This is a genomic window from uncultured Arthrobacter sp., assembly GCF_902805515.1.
Classification (GTDB): Bacteria; Actinomycetota; Actinomycetes; order Actinomycetales; family Micrococcaceae; genus Arthrobacter_D.
Window position 1 is genome coordinate 1 of record NZ_CADCTE010000076.1, and the last position, 2898, is coordinate 2898.

Sequence of the window (2898 nt, forward strand, 5' to 3'; positions counted from 1 at the left end):
GGCGGAGCGTGGGCGCAGGCTCCTCATCGAGATCCCACTCCCGACGCACCACTTGGTAGACGCTCTGCTCGTCGCGTCGGGCCGCGTTGCGGTACCCCGGCGACGCGAGCAGGAGGTCTCCAACCGCTGGCAGATACAGCGCCGAGTACGAGCAGATGAACTTGCCGCTCTCGTCCTCGACGTCGACCTCACACTTCGGCACGGTGGCTTCGATCTCTACGGCGGTCACGGTCTGGGCTCTCCTCGGTGACGGGGACGAAGGGGGACGATCAGGCCGGGTCGAGGAAGCGAATCAGGCGCTCCAGGTCGCGCACCGTCCACGCTTGCCCTGGTGGCGTGCTCTCCACCATCGCCCGCAGCGCTACGGCCATGACCTTGCTGTCCCCGTTCTTCGCCTGCACGGACAGCATCCAGCCGAGCAAACGTTGCTCGACGTCGTGGACGGGGCCGGGGTTGCTCATCGGGGGTCTCCGGGAAGCCAGCCCGGCGCCCCGATGGCCTCATGCCACGTCGTCGGCGGAATGTAGTCCAACGCGGCTCGGGCGCGGTCGATGATCGCGGACAGCCGGACCGTGCGCCGATCCTCTCGGCCCTGCTCGCTCTCCGGGTCGTCGAGCGTGAGCAGCCAGCGGCAGAAGTCGGCGGGTGTCTCGTCGGGCTGGGCGGTCTCGGTGCTCATCTGTCGTCTCCTACTCGGTGAGGCAGGGAAAGGGAGATCAGGCGGACTCGGCAACCTGTCGGAGCGCGTGGGTCAGCCGCATCAGGCTCACGCCCCGCTCCCGCCCAGGCGCGGACGAGAACACCGCCAGGAATGCCCCCTCGGACAGCTCCGTCGGCTCGGTGATGAGCCCGGACGGCTCGTTCACCTTCGCCAAGCCGTCCTGGACGCGCCACTCCACAGCCGCCCGGCCTGCCGCCCCCTCGTCGGGGACGAGCTGGACGCGCATGGTCAGGTACGGGAACGCGGCAGCGATCTTGACGAGGTCGTCGTGGACCTCCTCGACGCTGGGCCACTTCCCGATGTTGTGGCTGGTGCAGCCGATGCGGCCGTCCCAGTCGCACCAGCCGTGGGGGCCACCGATCCACGCCGACATGATCCGGCTGTTTCCGAGGTAGTTGAGGCTGATCACTCGGTGCCGCTCCTCGAACGCCGCCACGGAGTCGTGGTCGGGCCAGCCGTGCCTGTCGTTGAGGGCGATACCGGCCGCCGAGTACACGGCCCGTTCCCACGCCTTGTCGTTGGTGGCCATGAAGCTCCACTCGGCGGTGCGGATGAGGATCTCGTTGGCCTGCTCCTCCGTCACGGGGTCACCGGCGACGAGGAGGCGGGGCCACTTGGTGAGTTCCACCGAGGGCAGGGCGATGACGTCGCGGGTGGAGTCCGGCGGGGTCAGGGGGTCGGTGCTCATCGTTCGAGGTCCTTTCGGGTCGGGTGGGCGTGGTCGGGGCCGGTCACGCCGGCCACAGGTTCACACGGGTCCCCGCCGGGGCAGGCTGGTCCAAACCGGCCGGCTCCCCGTCCAGGCGGACCCTGCCCGCTGCCGCGTGCTCGACGATCCGGTCCTCCGAGATGCCCCGCAGAACGGAGACGGTCACGGACGGAGGGGACAGGGGTGGTCACTGGTCCGCCTCCGGCACGTCGGACAGCTGCACGACCTGCACAGCGAAGGCGTTGATGTACATCGGATAAGCGCCGTCGTTGCTGTCCACGACGGTGAGCGCGGTCCCTCTCCCGCTCGCCCACGCGGCGCGGAGCGCATCGAGGAACTTGGCCGCCTCCACTGGTGAAACGGTGGTTGTGGCCACCGCTCCAGACATGGTGATCTTCAGGAGTTGCTTCACTCGTCCACCCCCAGCGAGCCAGCGGGAAGGGTGATGGCGAGACGGGCGCAGGTGGTCACGCTGACCTCCACGGGTAGATGGAGGGCGCGTCCAGGTAGGCCATGGCGGCCTTGGTGAGCCGCTGGTGCAGGACGACCACGTCCTCCTGTGTGTACTCGGCGTCGTCGCGGCTGTAGTGGAACTGCAAGAGCCCCAGCGCCGCACGGAGGAGTTCGTCAGTGGCCTCGAAGTGCCGGGACTCCCGGTCCGCGTCGTACGGCCGGTCAGGGGCGGTCATTTCGCGCTCCCGTGCCGAGACCCGTGACGCAGGTGAACCGGCTCAGCGCAGCCGCAGCCGACAGGCTCGTGGGCGTACCGCGCCACTTCTCCGTGGAGCCACCCCACCCCGTCCACCCAGATGACAGGTCGGCGACAGTTCGCGCATGCGTAGGGCGGTCCGTCGCAGTCTTTGCACGGCCCTGTCTCGGCAACGCTGTTCTGCTGGTTCATCGCGAAGTCGCCGCTCCGTAGCGCCCGCCGTCGGACTGCAGGCCGGGGACGAGGCGGGCCAGCGCGTCGAAGCGCTCCCCGCTTTCGACGTGGTTGACGTAGTCGCGGATGACCTGCCGCATCCGGGCCAGCTCGGCGCCACGCCGGTCGTACTCCCGCATGACCATGCCCAGCGGCACGATCTCCTCGGCGTCGGCGCGGACGTCGCACTCTGCGGAGAACAGCACGGCGCTGGCCTCGGTGGCGGTCAGGGCGCGAGTGGTGGGTTCATTGGTCGACACAGCAGTCTCCTCGGAGGGTCTTGGTGGGGCGGTCAGAGGCGCGGTTACACCGCCTGGATCTGCGGACCCTCCTCCGAGCCGATGCGCTGGGCGAAGAGCCAAGCGCCGGGAGCGAACTCGGCGGCCAGCTCGTCGCCGGCGTAGAGGCGAAGGCCGCGTTCGGAGGTCACTTCCCACCTGTCGGCGATGACGTCCGCGTGGCCGCTAGTGGCGACGCGGACTCGGATCGTGTTGGCGGTCTCGGTGCTCATGTGGGGTCTCCTGGGGGACGGCCGGAACTACCCGG

The 2898-nt window shown here is 69.3% G+C and carries 8 protein-coding genes; all 8 read right to left on the reverse strand.

From position 1 onward, the window contains the following. A partial coding sequence (locus QZX79_RS06660) for a hypothetical protein (RefSeq protein WP_294566407.1) occupies positions 1–202 on the reverse strand: 202 nt, incomplete at its 3' end. A 67-nt stretch (positions 203–269) separates the two neighbouring features. Next, positions 270–461: a hypothetical protein gene (locus QZX79_RS06665; RefSeq protein WP_294566410.1), complete on the reverse strand. Its 192-nt coding sequence runs from the start codon at positions 459–461 to the stop codon at positions 270–272. Further along, on the reverse strand, positions 458–679 hold the full coding sequence (locus QZX79_RS06670; RefSeq protein ID WP_294566413.1) for a hypothetical protein: 222 nt from the start codon (positions 677–679) through the stop codon (positions 458–460). Before QZX79_RS06670 ends, QZX79_RS06665 begins: the two co-directional genes overlap by 4 nt. A gap of 37 nt (positions 680–716) precedes the next feature. Then, complete coding sequence (locus QZX79_RS06675; RefSeq protein ID WP_294566416.1) at positions 717–1409, reverse strand: hypothetical protein; 693 nt, start codon at positions 1407–1409, stop codon at positions 717–719. A 208-nt stretch (positions 1410–1617) separates the two neighbouring features. Continuing rightward, the gene (locus QZX79_RS06680) at positions 1618–1842 is read right to left on the reverse strand and encodes a hypothetical protein (protein WP_294566419.1); all 225 of its coding nucleotides are present in this window, start codon (positions 1840–1842) and stop codon (positions 1618–1620) included. Positions 1843–1897: 55 nt separating this feature from the next. Continuing rightward, positions 1898–2119 carry a hypothetical protein gene (locus QZX79_RS06685; RefSeq protein ID WP_294566422.1) on the reverse strand — a complete coding sequence of 74 codons (222 nt, stop codon included), beginning with the start codon at positions 2117–2119 and terminating at the stop codon, positions 1898–1900. 208 nt (positions 2120–2327) lie between these two features. Beyond that, positions 2328–2612 carry a hypothetical protein gene (locus tag QZX79_RS06690; RefSeq protein ID WP_294566425.1) on the reverse strand — a complete coding sequence of 95 codons (285 nt, stop codon included), beginning with the start codon at positions 2610–2612 and terminating at the stop codon, positions 2328–2330. Positions 2613–2656: 44 nt separating this feature from the next. After that, complete coding sequence (locus tag QZX79_RS06695; protein WP_294566428.1) at positions 2657–2863, reverse strand: hypothetical protein; 207 nt, start codon at positions 2861–2863, stop codon at positions 2657–2659. Between the last annotated feature and the right edge of the window lie 35 nt (positions 2864–2898).

Bases quoted from the DNA above. Each gene is read 5' to 3' on its own strand.
- QZX79_RS06665 (WP_294566410.1), bottom strand. From the start codon at position 461: ATGAGCAACCCCGGCCCCGTCCACGACGTCGAGCAACGTTTGCTCGGC.
- QZX79_RS06670 (WP_294566413.1), bottom strand. From the start codon at position 679: ATGAGCACCGAGACCGCCCAGCCCGACGAGACACCCGCCGACTTCTGC.
- QZX79_RS06675 (WP_294566416.1), bottom strand. From the start codon at position 1,409: ATGAGCACCGACCCCCTGACCCCGCCGGACTCCACCCGCGACGTCATC.
- QZX79_RS06685 (WP_294566422.1), bottom strand. From the start codon at position 2,119: ATGACCGCCCCTGACCGGCCGTACGACGCGGACCGGGAGTCCCGGCAC.
- QZX79_RS06695 (WP_294566428.1), bottom strand. From the start codon at position 2,863: ATGAGCACCGAGACCGCCAACACGATCCGAGTCCGCGTCGCCACTAGC.